The following is a 20,250-nucleotide window of genomic DNA, read 5'->3' on the forward strand; positions in this document are numbered from 1 at the left end:
GGGGCGGCCGGGCTGCTAGGGACCGGGCATGACCCGTCCCCTGCTGCTCGCCGCGCTGACCATCGCCCTTGCCCTGCCCGCCGCGGTTGATGCCGGGCCGCGTCCGGCGAAAAGCAAGGCGGCCGCTGCCGCTGCGGCGCGGGTCAAGCGCGGGCAGACCTTTGCCGAGCAGCGCTGCGCCGCCTGCCACGGGGTCACCCGCAACAGCTCCTCGCCCAATCCCGAAAGCCCGACGTTCGAGGACATCGCCAACCGCCCCGGGCTGACCAGCACCACGCTGCGCCAGTTCCTGCGCGATTCGCACAACTTTCCCGAAGCGATGGACTTTGCGGTGGAGCGCGAGCGAATCCGCGAGTTGGCGGACTATATCGTCACCCTGCGCCGGGCGGACTACAAGCCAACGATCTGAGCGCCCGTCCCGGCGCGGCCCGGCGGGCATTTTCCTTGCTTTTGCGCCCCCCTTCCCCTAGGGGCCGCCGGTCCGTGCGGGGGTCTGCCCTCATGCGGATGCTGCGGATGGCATGGGGCCGCCGCGGCGGTTCGGCCCTTTTGGCCCGCCTCGGCAATAGTGCCTGGGTGGAGGAAAGACCGGCGGAAACAACCGCCTGGCCGGGAAAAACGTTGAAGGAAACCAGCAATGGCTACCAATCCCACGCGCGACCAGTTTGCCGCGCTGCTTGATGAATCGCTCGGCGGCGCCGATGCGGGCGGCTTCGAAGGCCGCGTCGTCAAGGGCACCATCACCGCCATCGAAAACGACAAGGCCGTCATCGACGTTGGCCTGAAGAGCGAAGGCCGCGTGGCCCTCAAGGAATTCGCGATGGCCGGCCAGCCCCACGGGCTCAAGGTTGGCGATGAAGTCGAAGTCTATGTCGACCGCGTCGAAAATTCCGAAGGCGAAGCGATGCTGTCGCGCGACCGCGCGCGCCGCGAAGCCGCCTGGGACAAGCTCGAAAACGAATTTGGCGAAGGCAAGCGCGTCGAAGGCGTGATCTTCGGCCGCGTCAAGGGCGGCTTCACCGTCGACCTCGACGGCGCCGTGGCCTTCCTGCCCGGCTCGCAGGTTGACATCCGCCCCGTGCGCGACGTGCAGCCGCTGATGGACGTGCCGCAGCCGTTCCAGATCCTCAAGATGGATCGCCGCCGCGGCAACATCGTCGTCTCGCGCCGTGCGGTGCTGGAAGAAACCCGCGCCGAACAGCGCAGCGGCCTGATCCAGAACCTGTCGGAAGGCCAGATCATCGACGGCGTCGTCAAGAACATCACCGATTACGGTGCGTTCGTTGACCTCGGCGGCATCGACGGCCTGCTCCACGTCACCGACATGAGCTACAAGCGGGTCAACCACCCGAACGAAGTCATCAACATCGGTGACACCGTCAAGGTCCAGATCATCCGCATCAACCAGGACACCCAGCGCATCAGCCTGGGCATGAAGCAGCTGGAAAGCGATCCGTGGGAAGGCGTCGCCGCCAAGTACCCGGTCGGCGCGAAGCTGCGCGGCACCGTCACCAACATCACCGAATACGGCGCCTTCGTCGAACTGGAAGCGGGCATCGAAGGCCTGGTCCACGTTTCGGAAATGTCCTGGACCAAGAAGAACGTCCACCCTGGCAAGATCGTTTCGACGAGCCAGGAAGTCGACGTCATGGTGCTGGAAGTCGACAGCGACAAGCGCCGCATCAGCCTGGGCCTCAAGCAGGCTCAGCAGAACCCCTGGGAGGCCTTCGCCGAGAAGCACCCGGTTGGTTCGCAGGTCGAAGGCGAAGTCAAGAACGCGACCGAATTCGGTCTGTTCATCGGCCTCAATGGCGACGTGGACGGCATGGTCCACATGTCGGACATCGCCTGGGGCATCTCGGGCGAGGACGCGCTGGCGCTGCACCGCAAGGGCGAGCAGGTTTCGGCCATCGTGCTTGACGTCGATGTCGACAAGGAACGCATCAGCCTCGGCATGAAGCAGCTCGAAAAGGGCGCTCCGGCGGCCGGCGGCGTTGCCGCGACGGGCTCGCTGCGCAAGAACGAAGTCGTCACCGTCACCGTGCTCGAAGTGCGCGACGGCGGCCTTGAAGTGCAGGCCGGCGAAGATGGGGCCACCGGCTTCATCAAGCGTTCGGACCTGGGCCGCGACCGCGACGAACAGCGCCCCGACCGCTTCCAGGTCGGCCAGAAGCTGGACGCCATGGTCATCGGCTTCGATCGTTCGAAGAAGCCGAACTTCTCGGTCAAGGCCCGCCAGCTGGCCGAAGAAAAGGAAGCCGTGGAACAGTACGGCTCGTCGGATGCCGGCGCTTCGCTGGGCGACATCCTCGGCGCCGCGCTGAAGGCGAAGAAGGACTAAGTCCAACTTCCCGCCATCAGGCAGACAAAGGCCCGTCCGGAGTGATCCGGGCGGGCTTTTGCTTTGCGCGCGACGCGCTAAGGTGGGCGCAGGAGAGTCCCATGCTTGAAGTCCACCAGTTCCCCTGCCTGTCCGACAACTACGGCTACCTGCTGCACGATCCCGTCAGCGGCGAGACCGTGTGCATCGACACCCCCGATGCCCAGGCCTACCTGCGCGAAGCCGCGCACAAGGAATGGCAGATCACCCAGATCTGGAACACCCACTGGCACCCCGATCATGCCGGCGGGAACGAGGCGATCAAGGCAGCCACCGGCTGCACGGTGACCGCATCTACCGTGGATGCGCCGCGCACCCCGGCGGTCGACCGCACGGTCGGCCAGGGCGACAAGGTGTCGATCGGCGCCTTCGATTTCACTGTGATCGACGTCGGCGGGCATACCAATGGCCACATCGCGCTGCACTGCGCGGCGGCCGACATGGCCTTTGTCGGCGATGCGCTGTTCGCGCTGGGCTGCGGGCGGATGTTCGAAGGCACGCCCGACCAGTTCTGGGCCAGCCTGTGCCGGCTCAAGGCGCTGCCGCCTTCGACCATGCTCTACTGCGCGCACGAATATACCGCCAGCAACGCCCGCTTCGCGCTGCATGCCGACCCGGACAATGCCAAGCTGCGCGACTATGCCGCGCACATTGACCGGAACCGCGCCGCCGGGATGCCCACGGTTCCGACCACGCTGAGCCGCGAACTGGTGACGAACCCGTTCCTGCGCGCCGACGATCCCGACATGCAGGCGCGCTGGGCCGATCGCGGGGCGGTTATCGGCGATCCGGTCGCCACCTTTGCCGCGCTGCGCACCGCCAAGGACACCTTCTGAACCGATGCAGGCCCTGATTGTCAGCCACCTTTCGCCCGACCTGTCGGGCGTGGCCCTGCTCGATCTGCCCATGCCGCAGCGCGCGCCCGGGCAAGTGCTGGTGCGCGTCCACGCCACCTCGCTCAACTTTCCCGACCTGCTGATGACCAGGGGCGAATACCAGTTCAAGCCCGAGCCGCCGTTCGTGCTGGGGCTTGAACTGGCCGGCGAAGTGGTCGAGGCGGACGCAGGCAGCCCGCTCCCCGTCGGCACGCGGGTGATGGGCGGCAGCAAGGGCGGCTGCATGGCGCAATATGCCGCGCTCGATCCATCGGCGCTGCGCCCGATTCCCGATGGCATCGACTATCCCACCGCCGCCGCGCTCGGCGCGGCCTATGGCACGGCCTATACCGCGCTGGTCGAGATCGGCGGGCTGAAGGCCGGGGACTGGGTGCTGGTCCACGGCGCCACCGGCGGCGTCGGCCTGGCGGCGGCGGACCTGGCCAAGGCGCTGGGCGCGAAAGTGATCGCCACCACCGGCTCCCCCGCCAAGCTGGAAGCGCTGAAGGCCGCCTGCAACCCCGACGCCGCAATCCTCGCCGAAGGCCGCTTTCGCGAGGCGGTGGCAGAGATCACCGGCGGGCGCCTGTGCGATCTGGTCTATGATCCGGTCGGCGGCGACATTTTCGATGAAAGCACCCGCTGCGTCGCCTTTGGCGGCAAGCTGCTGGTGATCGGCTTTGCCGGCGGGCGGATTGCCGACGTGTCGACCAATATCCCGCTGATCAAGGGCTTCTCGATCGTCGGCGTGCGCGCGGGCGAATATGCCCGGCGCTTTCCCGAACGCGGCAAGGCCCTGCGCGAGGCGATGCTGGCGCTGGCCGCATCGGGCCAGCTCCACCCCCACATCGACCGCATCTTGCCGCTGGAGCGCTGGCGCGAGGCCTTCGACGCCATGGCCGCGCGGCAGATCGTGGGCAAGGTGGTACTGGTGCCCTAGGGCTGCCGTTTACGATTTACCGTCACCCCGGGCTTGACCCGGGGTCCAGCTTTTCCTTGGCAGCGCGTCGGATAAAAAAAGGCAGCTGGACCCCGGATCAAGTCCGGGGTGACGGGTCTGTTGGGGATGCCCCCTCACCCCTCCCCGAAATCCAGCGCCAGCAGGTGCGGGCGCTCGTTCGCCAGCTTGACCACCAGTTCCCCGAACAGTCCGTTGACCCAAGCGAACCATGCGCGGGTGTACTTCGCCGGATCATTGGCATCAAAACTTTCGTGCATGAAGCCGGTGCCCGCGTGGGTCGCCCGCAGCACGCGCAGGCAATCGGCAATCACCGCCTCGTCATCGCTCGACAGCGCGCGCAGCACGATCGACATCGGCCAGACCTGCCCTTCGCCAATGTGGGGCCCGCCGATCCCTTCCGCCGCGCGGCCGCGGAAGAACCACGGGTTCGCCTCGCTCCACACGGCATCGGCAGTGGTGCGCCACAGCGGGTAATCGGACGGCAGGCAGCGCAGATAGGCCAGACCCAGCAGGCTGGGGACATTGGCATCGTCCATGAACAGGTGGTTGCCGAAGCCATCGGTTTCATAGGCGAAGACCTGCCGCCCATCGGGCAGCTGCATCACGCCGTGCTTGAACACTGCGGCTTCGACTTCGGCCGCGAGCGCGGCGGCGTCCTGCGCCAGCGCATCGTCTTTCAGCACGGCATGGGCCAGCGCGGCGAGTTCGCGCAGGGTCGCCACCGCGAACAGGTTGCCCGGAATGTTGCAGGGGTAGGTGCAGGCATCGTCCGATGGGCGAAAGGCGGAATGGATCAGCCCGGTCTTGCGGGTCGGCACGCCGATCCCGGCCAGCGTGGTTTCAGTCGGCTGGGTGGACTGGCGCTGGAACCGGTAGGGACCGGGACCGGCCAGCCGCTGCTGTTCGCGAAAGGTCGCCACGATCAGCCGCGCGGCACTGGCCCAGGTGGCATCGAAGGGTTCGGTATCCCCGCTCGCTCGCCAGTAATCGTGCGCCAGGCGCAGGACATAGCACAGCGAATCGACCTCCCATTTGCGTTCGGCCACGCCCGGCTTCATCTCGGTCCGGTCGCTGCGCGCCCAGTGCAGCCCGGCCCGGTCGTCCAGATCGCGCAGGAAGGCATTGGCATAGGGATCGGCCAGCACGCAGCGCGCGTGGCGGCGGATCAGCCCGCGATAGAGCCGGCGCAGGCCGTCATCATGGCGGGCCAGGTGCAGATAGGGCCGCAATTGCGCCGCGCTGTCGCGCAGCCACAGCGCCGGAATATCGCCGGTGATGACGAAGGCATCGTCGTGGCCCTCGTGCTCGCCCAGGAACACCGTGGTATCGAGCGTGTTCGGAAAGCAGTTGCCGAACAGCCAGGCCAGCTCGGGATCGCGGATCAGGCCGGTCACGCGGTCGATCTCGCGCTCGACCACCTTGGAAACGAAGCGGCGCTCGGCCACGGGCGGGCGGTTGGACTGGAACATCGACACATCCTGGCTGGCCTGGGCCGCGCGCAGCCGCCCCGGCACCAGCAGCAAGGCGCTGCCCGCGGCAAGGAACGAACGGCGACTGGCGGCGGATCGGGACACTGGCCGCAGGGTGGCGGGATTGGCGGATCGTGGCAAGTCCTGCACCGGTTGGCCTCCACCGCCCCTTGCCTTCACGCCGCGCGCGCCCTAGCGGCAGCCGCGTAGCCACGAAGGAGTCGAACCATGGTCCCCCGTTATGCCCGCCCCGCGATGGTCGCCATCTGGGAGGCGGAAGCCCGCTACAAGATCTGGTTCGAGATCGAAGCCCACGCCACGCAGAAGCTGGGCGAACTGGGCGTGGTCCCCCCCAGTGGCGCCAAGGCGCTGTGGGACTGGTGGGCGACGAACCCCAGCATCGACGTTGCCGCGATCGACGCGATCGAGGCGGTGACCAAGCACGACGTGATCGCTTTCCTCGATTGGGTGGCCCAGCAGGTTGGCCCCGAAGCGCGCTTCATGCACCAGGGCATGACCAGCTCGGACGTCCTCGACACCACACTGGCGGTGCAGCTGGCCCGCGCCAGCGACCTGCTGCTGGAAGACCTTGACGCGCTGCTCGCCGCGATCAAGCGCCGCGCGCTGGAACACAAGTACACCCCGACCATCGGCCGCAGCCATGGCATCCATGCCGAACCCACCACTTTCGGCAAGAAGCTGGCCGAAGCCTATGCCGAATTCAGCCGCTGCAAGGTGCGCCTGCTGGCCGCCCGCGCCGAAGTGGCGACCTGCGCGATTTCGGGCGCGGTCGGCACCTTCGCCAATATCGACCCGTCGGTCGAAGAATACGTCGCCGGGCAGCTTGGCCTCGCGGTTGAACCCGTTTCGACCCAGGTGATCCCGCGCGATCGCCACGCGATGTTCTTTGCCACGCTGGGCGTGATCGCCAGCAGCATCGAACGCCTGGCGGTGGAAGTGCGCCACCTGCAGCGCACCGAAGTGCTGGAAGCGGAAGAATACTTCTCGCCCGGGCAAAAGGGCAGCTCGGCCATGCCGCACAAGCGCAACCCGGTGCTGACCGAGAACCTGACCGGCCTGGCCCGCATGGTCCGCTCGGCCGTGACTCCGGCGCTGGAGAACGTCGCCCTGTGGCACGAGCGCGACATCAGCCACTCCTCGGTCGAACGCTTCATCGGGCCGGATGCGACCATCACGCTCGACTTCGCACTGGCCCGGCTGACCTCGGTGGTCGACAAGCTGGTCGTCTATCCTGAGCGGATGCAGAAGAACCTCGACAAGATGGGCGGCCTGGTCCACTCGCAGCGCGTCCTGCTGGCGCTGACCCAGGCGGGGCTTGAGCGCGATGCCGCCTACCGCCTGGTCCAGCGTAACGCGATGAAGGTGTGGGAAAGCGACGGTCAGCTCAGCCTGCTCGAACTGCTCAAGGCCGATCCCGAAGTCAGCGCGGTGATGAGCGCGGCGGACCTCGCGGAGAAGTTCAACCTCGACTACCACTTCAAGGCGATCGACACGATCTTCGCCCGGGTGTTCGGCGAGTAAGCCGGCGTCTGGGGCGCGCTTGCGCCCCTTTCGCTTCGCGCCTAGCATCGCCGGGCAAGGGACTGATCGGGATGGAGGTTGAACGACCATGCGGGTGATCCGGACGATCGTGTGGGTGCTGCTGGGCGTCGCCCTGCTGCTGTTCTCGCTCAACAACTGGAACGACGTCGAAGTGAAGATCTGGGAGGGGCTGATCCTCCAGACCAAGCTGCCCGCCCTTGTCGTCGTCTCGTTCCTGATCGGACTGCTGCCGATGTGGCTGCTGCACAAGGGCGCGCGCTGGCGGCTCAACCGGCGAATCGCCAACCTTGAAAACACGGTGCGGGCAACTACCGCCACCCAGCCCGCCGCCGTCGCCACCACCACCCAGCTTGACGCCGCCGCACAGGAGAATCCCCCGGCATGAACACCAATCCGATCTACCTCGCGCTTGATTTCCCCCGGCTGGAAACCGCCGAAGCGGTGGCGCGCAAGGTTGCGGGGCATATCGGCGGGCTGAAGCTGGGGCTCGAATTCTTCTGCGCCCACGGCCACCACGGGGTGCACGAAATTGCCAAGATCGGCCTGCCGATCTTTCTTGACCTGAAGCTGCACGACATTCCCAACACCGTGGCCGGGGCGATGCAGGCGATCCATGTGTTGCAGCCGTCGATTGTCACCGTCCACGCCGGCGGCGGCCGCGCGATGATGGAAGATGCCAAGGCGGCGGCGGGTGAGCATTGCAAGGTGGTCGGCGTGACGCTGCTGACCAGCCTCGACGAAAGCGACATGGCTGCGACCGGGATTGGCGGCTCCGCGCACGATCAGGTCATGCGGCTGGCCGACCTCGCCCATTCCTCGGGCCTGGATGGAATCGTCTGTTCCGGGCACGAAGTGGCCTCGGTCCATTCGCAGTGGAAGGACGGCTTCTTCGTCGTTCCCGGACTGCGCCCCGCCGATCCGCACGGCAAGGGCAGCCACGGCGACCAGAAGCGCACCGTCACCCCGCGCCAGGCGCGCGATGCCGGGGCCAGCGTGCTGGTGATCGGTCGCCCGATCGCCCGCGCCGAAGACCCTGTTGCCGCCGCCCGCGCGATCGAAGGAACGCTCTAGGTTCAGCCCCGCGAAAGCCGGGCACGGGCATGTGCGGTTCATGATGCGAAGGAGTATCGCCATGAAATCGCTTAGATTTGCCCTGACCCCGCTGGCCCTTGCCCTGGCCCTGCCGGGTGCCGCCATGGCCCAAAACGCCCAGTCCGGCCCGGTCCTTGCCGCCGGCAGCACCGTGCTGACCGTGATCGGCGAAGGCCGCACTGCCCGCGCGCCGGACCTGGCCATGTTCAGCGCCGGGGTGACCAGCCAGGCCCCCACCGCCGGCGCGGCGATGAGCGCCAATGCCGTGCAGATGACCAAGGTGATCGCCGCGCTGAAAGCCGCCGGGATCGCGGACAAGGACGTCCAGACCAGCCAGATCTCGCTCAGCCCGGTCTATGCCGAACAGCCGGTCGGCCCCAATGGCATCGCGCGTGCGCCGCGCATCGCCGGCTACCAGGCGACCAACACGGTCAGCGTCAAGCAGCGCGATTTGAAGCAGTTCGGCAAGGTGCTCGACACGCTGGTCGCGTCCGGCGCGAACGAAGTGAACGGCCCCAGCTTCCAGCTCGACAATCCCGATTCCGCGCTGGACGAAGCGCGCGTGGCCGCGATCAAGTCCGCGCGCGCCCGCGCCGAGCTTTACGCCAAAGCCGCAGGCCTGCGCGTGGTCCGGATGCTGACGATCACCGAAAGCGGCGGTTATGCCCCGCAGCCCAAGTTCGCCTTTGCCGAAGCGCGCATGGCCGATGGCATGCCCACCCCGGTCGCGGCGGGGCAGGTCGAACTGGCCGCCAGCGTCACCGTGCAGTTCGAACTGGCGCCCTGAGCGCGGCCACGCTAACCGGCGGGGGTATGACTGCCCCCGCCATCAAGCTTTGCGGCCTGACCACGCCCGAAACGCTCGACGCCGCGATTGCCGCGCGCGCCGATCATTTCGGGCTGATGTTCTATCCGAACAGTCCGCGTTACGCCTCGCTCGACGTCGCGCGCGCGCTGGGCCAGCGCGCTGCCGGACGGATTGGCCGGGTCGGCGTGTTCGTCGATGCCGATGACGCGCAGATTGCGGAAGCAGTCGCCGCCGCCGGGCTCGACACGCTGCAACTGCACGGCAGCGAAAGCCCCGAGCGGGTCGCGCAGCTGCGCCAGCATCACGGCCTGCCGGCGTGGAAGGTGCTGTCGGTCGCCACCGCCGAAGACGTGGCCAGGGCGCGCGCCTATGTCGGCGCGGCCGATCTGGTGCTGTTCGACGCCAAGACGCCCAAGGGCGCTTTGCAGGGCGGCATGGGTCTGAAGTTCGACTGGTCGCTGCTATCGGCGTGGAAGGCCGCCTGCCCCTGGGGCCTCGCCGGGGGGCTTTCGCCCGACAACGTCGCCGAAGCCGTGCGGCTGACCGGCGCGCCGCTGGTCGACACCTCGTCCGGGATCGAAACCGCGCCGGGGATGAAGGACCCGGCAAAGATCGCCGCCTTCTGCGCGGCAGCGCGATCAGCATAGGAAAAGGGGCGACCCGTTGCCGGGCCGCCCCTTCGCTCGGTGGCTGGTTGTTCGATCAGAACTTCACGCCCAGGCCCGCGACCACGGCGTTGCCGTCCTGGCGGTTCTGGTCGAGGAAGAAGTGGCGATATTCGACCTTGGCATAGAGGTTGTTGCCAAAGCCTTGCTCATAGCCCGCGCCGAGGTGGACGGAATCGTTGTTGCAGCCCGAGCAGGTCTCGGTGGTGTAGCCCGAGGCGGCGTAGAGCTTGCCCGTTTCGCCCACCTTGGTGCCGAGGCGGCCGGTGAAGCCCCAGGCAACCTTGGTGCCGCTGTCGGCGATCTTGTCGGCCGACACTTCGGCACCGGCGAACAAGGTCTGGCCGAGGTCGAAATCGTAGCCCGCAGCGACGCCATAGGTGTCCTGCGTGTAGCCATCGGTCCAGAACACGCCGCCGCGCGCTTCGACGCGGGCTTCGTTCGCCATGGCCGGGGTCGCGGTGGCCGCAATGGCGAGCAGCGGGAGAAGAACCTTACGCATAATCAAACTCCTTGGATATTCAGCCCTGTGACAGGGACGAGGCGGCAGGTAGGTCGCCCTTCCTGTCGCTTCGATGAATTCATTGTTCAGAAATTCCGTCAGAATTTCCATTTGTTGCATGTTAGCAACAGATATTGATAACATCTGATAGTTAAATTACGTTCAGCCGTGGCAGCAAAAGCCCGCAAAGGCTGGACTTCCGCGGCTGATAATGCCAAGCGCCAGCGCGTCATGACCGTCCAAACCCCCGCGCCGAACACTTTTCGCAACCAGCCCGACGATCGCGGCCATTTTGGCCAGTTCGGAGGCCGGTACGTCGCCGAAACGCTGATGCCGCTGATCCTGGACCTTGAGCGCGAATATACCGCCGCCAAGGCCGATCCCGCGTTCCACGCCCAGTTCGACGACCTCCTGGAACACTATGTCGGGCGCCCCAGCCCGCTCTATTTCGCCCCGCGCCTGACCGAGGAGCTGGGCGGCGCGCAGATCTGGTTCAAGCGCGACGAGCTGAACCACACCGGCGCGCACAAGATCAACAACTGCATCGGCCAGATCCTGCTGGCGATGCGGATGGGCAAGACCCGGATCATCGCGGAAACCGGCGCGGGCCAGCACGGGGTGGCCACCGCCACCGTCTGCGCGCGTTTCGGCCTGCCCTGCGTGATCTTCATGGGCGCGACCGACGTGGCCCGCCAGGCCCCCAACGTGTTCCGCATGAAGCTGCTGGGCGCAGAAGTGCGCCCGGTCACCGCCGGGGCCGCCACGCTGAAGGACGCGATGAACGAGGCGCTGCGCGACTGGGTCGCCAATGTCCACGACACTTTCTACATCATCGGCACAGCCGCCGGCCCGCACCCCTACCCGGAACTGGTCCGCGATTTCCAGAGCGTGATCGGCAAGGAAGCCCGCGCCCAGATGCTGGCCCGCACTGGCCGCCTGCCCGACTTGCTGGTCGCCGCGATCGGCGGGGGCAGCAACGCGATCGGGCTGTTCCACCCGTTCCTGGACGATCCCTCGGTCAGGATGATGGGCGTCGAAGCGGCGGGCTACGGCCTCGACAAGGAACACGCTGCCAGCCTTGCGGGCGGGCGCCCGGGCATCCTCCACGGCAACAAGACTTACCTGCTGCAGGACGAGGACGGCCAGATCACCGAAGGCCACTCGATCAGCGCCGGGCTGGACTATCCGGGGATTGGCCCGGAACACGCATGGCTGCGCGACATTGGCCGGGTCGATTACACCAGCGTCACCGACGACGAGGCACTGGACGCCTTCCAGCTGCTCTGCCGCACCGAAGGGATCATCCCCGCGCTGGAGCCGAGCCACGCCATTGCTGCGGTCAAGAAGATCGCGCCGACCATGCCCAAGGACAGCATCATCCTGCTCAACCTGTGCGGGCGCGGCGATAAGGACATCTTCTCGGTCGCCGAACACTTGGGGGTGACGCTGTGAGCCGCTTCGAACGCGCCTTTGCCAAGGGCCCGGCCCTGGTCTGCTTCGTCACCGGCGGTGATCCGACGCCCGATGCGACGCCCGCGATCCTCGACGCGCTGGTCGAAGGCGGGGCCGACGTGATCGAGCTGGGCATGCCCTTCACCGATCCGATGGCCGATGGCCCGGCGATCCAGAACGCCAACCTGCGCGCGCTGGGCACCGGCACCACCACGGCGGACATCTTCCGCATCGCCGCTGATTTCCGTGCCCGCCACGCCGATGTGCCGCTGGTGCTGATGGGCTATGCCAACCCGATGACCATCCGCGGGTCCGAATGGTTCGCCGCCGAATGCGCCAAGGCCGGGGTCGACGGGGTGATCTGTGTCGACATCCCGCCCGAGGAAGACCCCGAGCTTGGCCCGGCCCTGCGCGCGGCGGGCGTCAGCCTGATCCGCCTGGCCACCCCAACCACCGATGCGGCGCGGCTGCCGGCGGTGCTCGAAGGCTCGTCAGGCTTCCTCTATTACGTCTCGGTTGCCGGGATCACCGGCATGCAGCAGGCAGCCCAAACCTCGATCGAGGATGCGGTGGCGCGGCTCAAGGAGCACGCGACGATTCCCGTCGCGGTCGGCTTTGGCGTGCGCACGCCGGAACAGGCCGGGGCGATTGCCCGTGTCGCGGACGGCGTGGTGGTCGGCTCGGCGCTGGTCGATCTGGTCGGTCTGCACGGCGCGCGTGCCGCCGGACCTGTGCGCGAATTGACCAAGGCGCTTGCCGATGCCGTCCATTGCGCTAGGGAAACGGCATGAGCTGGCTCGATCGTGTTCGCAAGGCGCTGCCGTTTCAGGACAAGCGCGACACCCCTGACAACCTGTGGATCAAGTGCCCTTCGTGCAGCGAAATGCTGTTCACCAAGGAGTACGAGGATAACCAGAACGTCTGCCCGCGCTGCGACCATCATGGCCGCATCGGTGCCGACGCGCGCTTCGCGCAGTTGCTCGACGCCGGCTTTGAAGTGCTTCCCACCCCCAAGGTGAAGGAAGACCCGCTGAAGTTCCGCGACAGCAAGAAGTATCCCGAACGGCTCAAGGCCGCCCGCGCCGCCAATCCGCATCCCGATGCGCTGACCAACGCGGTGGGCAGGATCGATGGCCACAAGGCGGTGCTGGGCGTGCAGGACTTTGCCTTCATGGGCGGGTCGATGGGCATGGCGGTGGGCGCGGCCTTCGTTGCCGGGGTGGACCGGGCGATCAAGGAAAAGTGCGCTTACGTGATCTGCACCGCCGCCGGCGGTGCGCGGATGCAGGAAGGCATTCTCAGCCTGATGCAGATGCCCAAGACCACGGTCGCGGTGCGCCGGCTTGGCCGCGCCGGGCTACCCTATGTCGTGGTGCTGACCGATCCGACCACCGGCGGGGTCACTGCCAGCTATGCCATGCTGGGCGATGTCCAGATTGCCGAACCGGGCTGCCTGATCGGCTTTGCCGGCCAGCGCGTGATCCAGGACACGATTCGCGAAAAGCTGCCCGAAGGATTCCAGCGCGCCGAATACCTGCTTGAACACGGCATGGTCGACATGGTGGTCCACCGCCGCGAGCTGAAGGCCACGCTGGCGCAGGTGCTGGACTTCCTGGGCGCCGCCAAGGCGGCCTGAGCCGCCGTGAAGGACTTCGCGATCTCGGACAATCCGCGCGTCCAGGCCCAGCTGGACCGGCTGGGCGCGCTCAGCCTGCCGCAGGGGCGGATCGGGCTGGACGTGATCCATGCGCTGCTGGAGCGCCTCGGCAACCCCCAGCGCGCCCTGCCCCCGGTGTTCCACGTTGCGGGCACCAACGGCAAGGGCAGCACCTGCGCCTACCTGCGCGCCATGCTGGAAGCACAGGGACTGGTGGTGCACGCCGCGACCAAGCCGCACCTGGTACGCTACAACGAACGCATCCGCGTGGCCGGCCAGTTGATCGACGACGAGTTGCTGGCCGACCTGCTGAAGGAAGTGCTGGACAAGGGCGAGGACCTCGCCCCCAGCTTCTTCGAAGTGACCACGGCGGCCACGTTCCTGGCGTTTCACCGCATTCCGGCTGACGCCTGCGTGATCGAGGTGGGTCTGGGCGGCCGGTTCGATGCGACCAACGTGCTCGACCACCAGGCCGCCTGCGGCATCGCCAGCCTCGGGATCGACCACGAGGGCTTCCTGCTTACCCCCGAACAGGGCGTGCCGCAGGACCCGCTGTGCCGCATCGCCTTTGAAAAGGCCGGGATCGCGCGCCCCGGCGTGCCGCTGGTGACCCAGGCCTACCGCGACGACATGACCCGCACCGTGATCGAACACGCCATGCGGGTCGGCGCCCGCACCGCGATCCGCGGGCTGGACTGGGACGCGGCGATCGACGCCGGGATCGCTTACCGTGACCGGCAGGGCGAGCTGACCCTGCCCCTCCCCACGCTGGCCGGCACCCACCAGGCCGACAACGCCGCGCTGGCGGTGGCCATGCTGCGCCACCAGTCGCAAGTGACCGTCACGCCCGAGGCGATGGCGGCCGGCATCCGCGCGGCGCGCTGGCCGGCACGGCTGCAACTGCTGGGCCAGGGCCCGCTCACCGAACTGGCGCCGGGCCGCAAGGTCTGGCTCGACGGCGGGCACAATGTCGATGCGGGCCTCGCCATCGCCCGCCATTTCGCCGACGCGCCGCCCTTCCACCTGATTACCGGCATGTTGGCGAGCAAGGACCCGGCCGCGATCGTCGCCCCGCTAAAAGGCAAGTTGCTGAGTGTCTCAGTCGTCCCCGCGCCGGGCCACGATGCCCACAGCCCGGCCGATATTGCTGCCCATGCCGACCGACCGGTCACGGCCTTCCCCGATGTCGCCGCCGCGCTGCGCGCACTGCCGGGCGCAGGCGACGTGCTGATCGCAGGGTCGCTTTACCTCGCGGGCGAGGTCTTGCGGCTCAACGCAGAATTTCCCGACTAGGCTTTCGCTTCGACGCTGTCATCCTCGGTGCTCGGCTGGCGGACGGTCTGGGCGATATGGCCCTTGTGCCACAGCAGCCACAGCAGGATCATGCCGGGGATCGCGGCGAGCACGGTGAAGCCCCAGAACAGCGTCCAGCCGAGTTCCTTGGCGATCACCCCGGCAGGCGTCGCCAGCCAGGTCCGCCCGAAAGCCGCGAAGGATGACAGCAGCGCGAACTGGGTGGCGGTATAGGCCAGGCTCGACAGCCCCGACAGGTAGGTGGCGAACACCGTCAAGCCGATCCCGCTGGTCAGGTTCTCGGTCCCGATCGCGGCAACCAGCATCCAGTAGTTGTGCCCGGTGACCGACAGCAGCATGAACATCACGTTCGAGAACATCATCATCAGGCCAGAAAGCAGCAGCGCCCGGCCCATGCCCAGCCACAGGATGAACGGCGCGCCCAGCGCCGAACCCAGGATCAGCGCGCCAAAGCCCCACAGCTTGTTCGCCGAAACATAATCGAGGTCGGAAAAACCCAGGTCGACGATCATCGGCGCCAGCATGGTCTGCCCCATCGCGTCGCCAACCTTGTAGATCAGCACGAAGCCCAGGATCAGGAACGCGCCGTGGCGGCCGAGGAATTCGCGGAACGGGTTGAGCACCGTTTCGCTCAGCCACTGCCGCGCGCTCATCCCCGATGCGCCCGCGAAGCGGTCGACATAGCGCCCCGGCCCGGCGATCAACGCGCCGACAATCGCGGGCAAGATGCAGAACGCGGTCAGCCCGTAACCCGTGGCCCAGCCCAGCCCCAGTCCTTCGCTGGAGGCGAGGAACACCGTGCCCGCCCCGGCAATCAGGTTGCCGGTGCGATAGCCGAACTGGTTGGTGGCCGTGCCGTGGGCGAACTCCTCGTCCTCCAGGATCTCGATGCGGTATGCGTCGATCACGATGTCCTGTGTCGCCGAAAGGAACGCGGTGACCACCGCCCAGAACATGAAGCCGCCCAGCTGCCCCGGCTGCGGATTGCTGGCGCCCAGCTGCCAGACCGAGACGAACAGCAGCGCCTGGATGAAGAACAGCCAGCCCCGCCGCTGGCCGAACGTGCGGGTCAGCACCGGCAGCGGCAGCTTGTCGACCAGCGGCGCCCACAGGAACTTGATCGTATAGGGCGTGCCCAGCGCCACGGCGAAGCCGATGGTCGCCGTGTCGATCCCCACCTTGGCCAACCAGAAGGTCATGGTCGCGACCAGCAGGGTCAGCGGAAAGCCGCTGGAAATGCCCAGCAGGAAGGTGATCATCGGGTTCTTGCGCAAGTAGGGCCGGAAGGACCGGATCCGCGTGGCAACCAGTGCCAGGCCGATCAGCACCGCCACGAAGATGATAAACCGGGACAATTCAACCGACATTGCGCGCCCTCACGTGAACTTTGCGCGCGAAACTAGCGCCGAATTGGGGTAATGATAGCCCTCATGGCGACGGCTTCCACACTCCCGGGCACCAGCCCGACCCCCGGCCAGCATGCGCTGGCCCTGGCAATTGCGCAGGGCCAGGCCCGCATGGCAAGCGAGGTGGCCACGGTGCCCGCCGCGGTCTACACCGATCCGGCCCACTGGCAGCGCGAGCAGGCGCTGCTGTGGCGCAAGGCGCCGCAGGTGCTGTGCCCATCGGCGCTGCTGCCCCAGCCGAACATGGCCGTGCCGCATGATGCCACCGGGCGCCCGCTGCTGATCACCCGCGACGGCGAGGGGCAGGCCCACGTGTTCCTCAACGTCTGCCGCCATCGCGGCACCCGGTTGGTCGAGGGTCAAGAGGCACAATGCGCCAAGCGGATGGTCTGCCCCTACCACGCCTGGACCTTTGCGATGGACGGGCGGCTGCTCGCCCTGCCCCGCCCCGAAACCTTCCCCGGACTGGACAAGGGCGATCACGGCCTGGTCGAACTGCCCAGCTGCGAGGCCGGCGGGCTGATCTGGTATGCCCCGCAAGGTGAGGCCGATTTCAGCCACGCTCGCACGCTGGGCGCGGATTTCGATGCTTTTGCCATGGGCCGGCTACACCTGTTCCGCCGCCAGACGCACGATGTGCCGGCCAACTGGAAGCTGATCATGGACGCGTTCCTGGAAAGCTACCACGTTGCCCGGCTGCACGCGGCCACCATCGGTCCGTTCTTCAAGGACGGGGTGACCAGCGGCGACCAGATCGGCCCGCACCAGCGCAGCCTGGTCGGCCGCGCGGCCGAACTGGAAGGGCTGGACCTGACCGACATGGCCACGCTGCGCCGGCTGGGCACCTTTGCCTATCAGCTGTTCCCCGGCACCGTGCTGGTGATCAGTCCGGACTATATCAACGTCATGGCGCTGTGGCCGCAGTCGCACGAGCGCACCCTGGTCGAGGATTTCATGCTGATCCCCGAGGAGCCGCAGACTGACAAGGCGCGTGACCACTGGGAACGCAGCTGGAAGCTGCTCGACGGCGGGGTCTTCGCCAGCGAGGACTTCCGCGCCGCGGCGCTCGGCCAGCAGGGCCTCGCCAGCGGAGCGGTCGAGCATGTCACGCTCGGCACGCTGGAAGCAGGCGTTCGCCGCTTCCACGAAATCTGCCACGAACAGATGGCCCTGGCCGAGGGGTGACGCGGCGGCCCTTCTGGCGTAAGGGCGCCCCATGACTTCTCCCGAGAAAGACCGCCAGGGCGACCGTATCGCCAAGCTGCTTGCCCGCGCCGGCATCGCCAGCCGCCGCGAGGTGGAGCGGATGATTGCCGATGGACGGGTCAAGATCGGCGAGGAGGTGGTGACCACCCCCAACACCGTCCTGACCAGCCTGAAAGGCGTCAGCGTTGACGGCAAGCCGGTGAAGGCCGCCGATGCAACCCGCCTGTTCGTGTTCCACAAGCCATCCGGCCTGATCACGGCTGAGCGCGATCCCGCCGGGCGGCCGACGATCTATACCGCGCTGCGCAACGCCCTGCCCGAAAACGTCGGCCGGGTCATGCCGATCGGCCGGCTTGACTTCAACACCGAGGGCCTGCTGCTCCTGACCAACGATGGCGAGCTGAAGCGGGCGATGGAACTGCCCAGCACCGGCCTGCCCCGCACTTACCGCGCCCGCACCTTTGGCGATATCAGCCAGGCTCAGCTCGAAGAACTGATCGAGGGCGTCGAGATCGACGGGATTCGCTATGGCAAGATCGACGCCAACATGGAGCGCCGCACCGGGCGCAACCAGTGGATCGAAGTGACGATCACCGAAGGCAAGAACCGCGAAGTGCGGCGCGTGCTGGAATACCTGGGGCTGGAAGTCAGCCGCCTGCTTCGCACCCGTTATGGCCCGTTCGAATTGCTCGACCTGCCGCGCGGCCAGGCCGTTGAAGTGCGCCAGGCTGATGTGGAACGCTTCCGCAAGGCCTTGACCGGCGGGACGGCACAATCGGTCGAACTGTCCGCCCCTCAGCAGGCCCGCGCCCGGATCGCCCGCAGCGCCCCGCGCCGCGACGAGGCCGCGCGCGCTGCCCCGGCCCGGCCCAACAGCGCCAAGGCCGCCCCCGCGCGCGCCGATGGCCGCAAGCCAGACGGACGCAAACCCGAGGGTCGTAAACCCGAGGGTCGCAAGCCCGAGGGTCGCAAGCCCGAGGGTCGCAAGCCCGATGGTCTGCGCGCAGCGCCCGGCAAGTCGGCACCGCGCAAATCTGGCCCGAATGGCGGCGCGCGCAAACCCGGTCCGCGCGGCGGAGCCCCTAAACGATGAGCCTGCGGATCATTGCCGGGCAGTGGCGCGGGCGCAAGTTGCAGGCACCGCAGGGCGAAACCACCCGCCCCACCGCCGACCGCACCCGCGAAACGCTGTTCTCGATGCTGCTGTCGCGGCTCGGCACCTTCGATGGGCTGACGGCGGCCGACCTGTTTGCCGGTTCGGGCGCGCTGGGGCTGGAAGCTCTGTCGCGCGGCGCGGCCAGCTGCGTCTTTGTCGAGCAGGACCCGCCCGCGATCCGCGCGCTGCGCGCCAACATTGCCGCCCTGCGCGCCGCCAGCGAATGCGACGTGCGCGCCGGATCGGTGCTGGCGCTGGGCCCGGTCAAGGCCCCGCTGGATCTTGTGCTGCTCGATCCGCCCTATCACTCGGGCGCGGGCAGCGTTGCGCTCGACAAGCTGCGACGGCTCGGCTGGATTGGCGAGCAGACCTGGGTAAGCCTCGAAACCGCGCACGACGAGGAACCCAAGGTGAAGGGCTTTGTCGTCGATGCCGACCGAAAGGTCGGCAAGGCGCGGCTTACGCTGCTGCGTCTGGCGCCTTCGCCAGCGCAATCCCCAGCAGACTGAGCAATCCCGCCAGCGACAGCAGCAAGCCCGCCTGCGCCCCGTGGCCCCAGGCGGCCATCTGCTGCGCAGCCAGCGGCGTCAGCGCCCCGCCGACGATCCCGCCAACGTTGAACGCCAGCGAAATCCCCGAATAGCGCACCGTCACCGGAAACAGCGTCGGCAGCCAGCTGCCCAGCGGGCCATAGACCAGCCCCATCACGAACAGCGCGGCCGACAGGGTCACGAACACGGTCCACAGCGAGCCCGATTGCAGGCCCGGGCCGAACACCGCGCCCAGCGCAATGCAGGCCAGCATCCCTTGCCTGAGCACGCGGGCCGAGCCGATCCGGTCCGCCCGCATCACCGCGAACAGGATGCCCGCCGCGAAAAAGCAGTTGGCCCCCAGTTGCACTCCCAGGAACGTCTCGCGGCTGTAGCCGAGCGAAGTGGTCCCCTGCGCCAAGGCATAGGCGGTCGACAGGTAGAACACCGCAAAGCAGGCCACGGCCCCCGCCGTTCCCGCCAGCACCGCGCCCGCATGGCGGCTGACCAGCAGGGCAAAGGGCACCGGCGGCGGCGCCTTGTGGGCCAGCGCTTCGCGAAAGGCCGGGGTTTCGGCAATCCGCAGCCGCACCCACAGCCCCAGTCCGACCAGGAAAGCGCTGGCCAGGAACGGGATGCGCCAGCCCCAGGCCTTGAAATCGGCATCCGACAGGACCAGCCCCAGCAGCAGGAACAGCCCGTTCGCCGCCAGGAACCCCAGCGGCGCACCGAATTGCGGAGCGGACCCGAACCGCGCCTCCCAGCCCTTGGGCGCATATTCCACCGCCAGCAGCGCCGCCCCGCCCCATTCGCCGCCCAGGCCAAACCCCTGGCCAAAGCGAAGCACGCACAGCAGCAGCGGCGCCACCCAGCCGGCCATGGCATAGGTCGGCAGGAAGGCGATCAGCAGGGTCGACAGGCCCATCAGCATTAGCGAGGCAACGAGCGTTGACTTGCGTCCAATCCGGTCGCCGAAGTGGCCAAAGGCGATCGCCCCCAGCGGCCGGGCCAGGAACGCCAGGCCAAAGCTCATGAACGAAAGCATGGTCTGCGCCGCCGCGCTTTCCGCCGGGAAGAACAGCGGGCCGAACACCAGCGCGGCGGCCGTGGCATAGACGTAGAAGTCATAGAATTCGACTGCCGTCCCGGTCAGGGCGGCGGTCAGGATGCGGGCGTGCTGGCGGATCGGATGCATGGCCAAGCTGACTTGCCGC

The 20,250-nt window shown here is 67.6% G+C and carries 20 protein-coding genes; 16 read left to right on the top strand and 4 right to left on the bottom strand.

Annotated features, from left to right (window positions below; genetic code table 11):
* The first annotated feature begins 28 nt into the window (after positions 1-28).
* From ACE3N9_RS00695 to ACE3N9_RS00710, 4 genes are all read left to right on the top strand, one after another.
* The gene (locus tag ACE3N9_RS00695) at positions 29-409 is read left to right on the top strand and encodes a cytochrome c (RefSeq protein ID WP_374279847.1); all 381 of its coding nucleotides are present in this window, start codon (positions 29-31) and stop codon (positions 407-409) included.
* 228 nt (positions 410-637) lie between these two features.
* Positions 638-2,341: a 30S ribosomal protein S1 gene (rpsA, locus tag ACE3N9_RS00700; protein WP_374279849.1), complete on the top strand. Its 1,704-nt coding sequence runs from the start codon at positions 638-640 to the stop codon at positions 2,339-2,341.
* A 101-nt stretch (positions 2,342-2,442) separates the two neighbouring features.
* Positions 2,443-3,216 (top strand): hydroxyacylglutathione hydrolase, encoded by a 774-nt coding sequence (gene gloB / locus ACE3N9_RS00705; protein WP_374279851.1) that lies wholly within the window; start codon positions 2,443-2,445, stop codon positions 3,214-3,216.
* A 4-nt stretch (positions 3,217-3,220) separates the two neighbouring features.
* Complete coding sequence (locus ACE3N9_RS00710) at positions 3,221-4,195, top strand: NADPH:quinone oxidoreductase family protein (RefSeq protein WP_374279853.1); 975 nt, start codon at positions 3,221-3,223, stop codon at positions 4,193-4,195.
* 134 nt (positions 4,196-4,329) lie between these two features.
* Here the strand turns inward: ACE3N9_RS00710 and ACE3N9_RS00715 are convergent, their stop codons facing one another.
* Positions 4,330-5,790: a glycoside hydrolase family 125 protein gene (locus ACE3N9_RS00715; RefSeq protein WP_374279855.1), complete on the bottom strand. Its 1,461-nt coding sequence runs from the start codon at positions 5,788-5,790 to the stop codon at positions 4,330-4,332.
* Positions 5,791-5,913: 123 nt separating this feature from the next.
* On the opposite strand from ACE3N9_RS00715, the gene purB reads away from it, so the two are divergent.
* From purB to ACE3N9_RS00740, 5 genes are all read left to right on the top strand, one after another.
* The gene (gene purB, locus ACE3N9_RS00720) at positions 5,914-7,227 is read left to right on the top strand and encodes an adenylosuccinate lyase (protein WP_374279857.1); all 1,314 of its coding nucleotides are present in this window, start codon (positions 5,914-5,916) and stop codon (positions 7,225-7,227) included.
* Between the two features lie 88 nt (positions 7,228-7,315).
* A complete protein-coding gene (locus ACE3N9_RS00725; protein WP_374279859.1) occupies positions 7,316-7,633 on the top strand; it encodes a DUF1049 domain-containing protein in 318 nt (105 codons plus the stop codon).
* Positions 7,630-8,319, top strand: a complete 690-nt coding sequence (pyrF, locus tag ACE3N9_RS00730; protein ID WP_374279861.1) for an orotidine-5'-phosphate decarboxylase — start codon at positions 7,630-7,632, stop codon at positions 8,317-8,319. Before ACE3N9_RS00725 ends, pyrF begins: the two co-directional genes overlap by 4 nt.
* A 61-nt stretch (positions 8,320-8,380) precedes the next feature.
* On the top strand, positions 8,381-9,127 hold the full coding sequence (locus ACE3N9_RS00735; protein WP_374279863.1) for an SIMPL domain-containing protein: 747 nt from the start codon (positions 8,381-8,383) through the stop codon (positions 9,125-9,127).
* Between the two features lie 26 nt (positions 9,128-9,153).
* Positions 9,154-9,795, top strand: a complete 642-nt coding sequence (locus tag ACE3N9_RS00740; protein WP_374279865.1) for a phosphoribosylanthranilate isomerase — start codon at positions 9,154-9,156, stop codon at positions 9,793-9,795.
* A gap of 55 nt (positions 9,796-9,850) precedes the next feature.
* On the opposite strand, the gene ACE3N9_RS00745 is transcribed toward ACE3N9_RS00740, so the two are convergent.
* The gene (locus tag ACE3N9_RS00745) at positions 9,851-10,315 is read right to left on the bottom strand and encodes an outer membrane beta-barrel protein (RefSeq protein WP_374279867.1); all 465 of its coding nucleotides are present in this window, start codon (positions 10,313-10,315) and stop codon (positions 9,851-9,853) included.
* Between the two features lie 231 nt (positions 10,316-10,546).
* On the opposite strand from ACE3N9_RS00745, the gene trpB reads away from it, so the two are divergent.
* Genes trpB through ACE3N9_RS00765 form a run of 4 tightly spaced genes read left to right on the top strand, consistent with a single transcriptional unit; the run spans position 10,547 to position 14,717 of the window.
* On the top strand, positions 10,547-11,767 hold the full coding sequence (gene trpB / locus ACE3N9_RS00750; RefSeq protein WP_374279869.1) for a tryptophan synthase subunit beta: 1,221 nt from the start codon (positions 10,547-10,549) through the stop codon (positions 11,765-11,767).
* Positions 11,764-12,558: a tryptophan synthase subunit alpha gene (gene trpA / locus ACE3N9_RS00755; RefSeq protein ID WP_374279872.1), complete on the top strand. Its 795-nt coding sequence runs from the start codon at positions 11,764-11,766 to the stop codon at positions 12,556-12,558. The genes trpB and trpA overlap by 4 nt, the downstream gene beginning before the upstream one ends.
* Positions 12,555-13,403 (top strand): acetyl-CoA carboxylase, carboxyltransferase subunit beta, encoded by an 849-nt coding sequence (gene accD, locus ACE3N9_RS00760; protein ID WP_374279874.1) that lies wholly within the window; start codon positions 12,555-12,557, stop codon positions 13,401-13,403. The genes trpA and accD overlap by 4 nt, the downstream gene beginning before the upstream one ends.
* 6 nt (positions 13,404-13,409) lie before the next feature.
* Positions 13,410-14,717 (top strand): folylpolyglutamate synthase/dihydrofolate synthase family protein, encoded by a 1,308-nt coding sequence (locus ACE3N9_RS00765; protein WP_374279876.1) that lies wholly within the window; start codon positions 13,410-13,412, stop codon positions 14,715-14,717.
* On the opposite strand, the gene ACE3N9_RS00770 is transcribed toward ACE3N9_RS00765, so the two are convergent.
* The gene (locus ACE3N9_RS00770; RefSeq protein WP_374279878.1) at positions 14,714-16,093 is read right to left on the bottom strand and encodes an MFS transporter; all 1,380 of its coding nucleotides are present in this window, start codon (positions 16,091-16,093) and stop codon (positions 14,714-14,716) included. The genes ACE3N9_RS00765 and ACE3N9_RS00770 overlap by 4 nt on opposite strands.
* Before the next feature lie 75 nt (positions 16,094-16,168).
* On the opposite strand from ACE3N9_RS00770, the gene ACE3N9_RS00775 reads away from it, so the two are divergent.
* The 3 genes from ACE3N9_RS00775 to rsmD are packed head-to-tail and all read left to right on the top strand — an operon-like array spanning position 16,169 to position 19,015.
* The gene (locus tag ACE3N9_RS00775; RefSeq protein WP_374279880.1) at positions 16,169-17,329 is read left to right on the top strand and encodes an aromatic ring-hydroxylating dioxygenase subunit alpha; all 1,161 of its coding nucleotides are present in this window, start codon (positions 16,169-16,171) and stop codon (positions 17,327-17,329) included.
* A gap of 31 nt (positions 17,330-17,360) precedes the next feature.
* The gene (locus ACE3N9_RS00780) at positions 17,361-18,443 is read left to right on the top strand and encodes a pseudouridine synthase (RefSeq protein ID WP_374279882.1); all 1,083 of its coding nucleotides are present in this window, start codon (positions 17,361-17,363) and stop codon (positions 18,441-18,443) included.
* Positions 18,440-19,015 (top strand): 16S rRNA (guanine(966)-N(2))-methyltransferase RsmD, encoded by a 576-nt coding sequence (rsmD, locus tag ACE3N9_RS00785; protein ID WP_374279884.1) that lies wholly within the window; start codon positions 18,440-18,442, stop codon positions 19,013-19,015. The genes ACE3N9_RS00780 and rsmD overlap by 4 nt, the downstream gene beginning before the upstream one ends.
* Here the strand turns inward: rsmD and ACE3N9_RS00790 are convergent.
* Positions 18,966-20,231 (bottom strand): MFS transporter, encoded by a 1,266-nt coding sequence (locus tag ACE3N9_RS00790; protein WP_374279886.1) that lies wholly within the window; start codon positions 20,229-20,231, stop codon positions 18,966-18,968. The two genes, rsmD and ACE3N9_RS00790, sit on opposite strands and share 50 nt — an antisense overlap.
* Positions 20,232-20,250: the final 19 nt, after the last annotated feature.

It is taken from the genome of Novosphingobium sp. (assembly GCF_041905565.1).
Taxonomy (GTDB): Bacteria; Pseudomonadota; Alphaproteobacteria; order Sphingomonadales; family Sphingomonadaceae; genus Novosphingobium.